This is a genomic window from Oleiphilus sp. HI0125, from assembly GCF_001635355.1.
In genome coordinates, this window is record NZ_LWGF01000916.1 from 1 (window position 1) to 913 (window position 913).

General features: G+C 44.9%; 1 protein-coding gene and 1 pseudogene. Both read right to left on the reverse strand.

Features of this window, described 5'->3' with window-relative positions:
* Positions 1-357: pseudogene (locus tag A3762_RS15875) on the reverse strand (hypothetical protein); the annotation flags it as partial.
* Positions 354-913 (reverse strand): TolC family protein (locus A3762_RS15880; RefSeq protein ID WP_197469300.1); only part of this gene is annotated, 560 nt, incomplete at its 5' end. The pseudogene A3762_RS15875 and the gene A3762_RS15880, both read right to left, overlap by 4 nt.

Sequence of the window (913 nt, forward strand, 5' to 3'; positions counted from 1 at the left end):
TTCGATATATTCCGGCTTCACTTTCGCCGAGTCAGTATCAAAATTGATTTGCAGAAAGCTTTGCTGAATATCGCTTAGCAACTGCGCACAACCTTTGTTGTCGACCACTCCGCCTCGCAATGTATCTGGACAATCATCTCGCTCATGGATGACACCATCGCGATCATGATCAATCAAATTTCCGGCTTTGATGTTTAAACGATCATGCTCGTAACCGCGCCAATCACTCGTTTCAGCAGAGGCCAACCCAGAACCAAAAAGATCTTCTTTTGACTCTTCAGTAGGAGTACTTGAGCACCCCAAAATAAACAAGATCGCGGCAAACTCCATACAGGTTCTCACGACTAAACATTTCATCGCTCAACCTCCTCTTTGATCGTTTTCTCAATATTGATGCGCATACTCTCTAACAAAAATCCTTGAATATGCATCAGTCTGTACTGGTCTGTTAAAAGGCTATATTCAGTATCTAAGTAAGACTTACGCGCTTCAAACAATTCGTTGGAGCTATCAAGCAAATCAAGCAATGAGCGACGGTTGACCTGAAACTGGGAGTTATAAAGTGTTTCTGCCTGTTTGGCTGACACAACATACTCTCGGAGTACTTCGATATTGCGCTGATCGCGCAAATAGCCACCCCAGATCAAGTCGATACGCTCCATCACTTGGCGGCGCGCATTGTTCGAGATCATCTGCGCTTCTTCCACTTTGTAGTAGTAAGCTTTAGCTTCATTTACATCGCGCGTCCCGTTGAATAAATTCCAATTCAACTCGACAACGGCACTCGCATCCTCTTCTTCGCCATTAAACCCAGACACATTCTTTTTCTGTCCACCATCGATGACCAAATCGACTTGCGGGTAATAACCCGACTTGCGCGATTTGTACTGCGCTTGAGCTGCTTTCACATCGA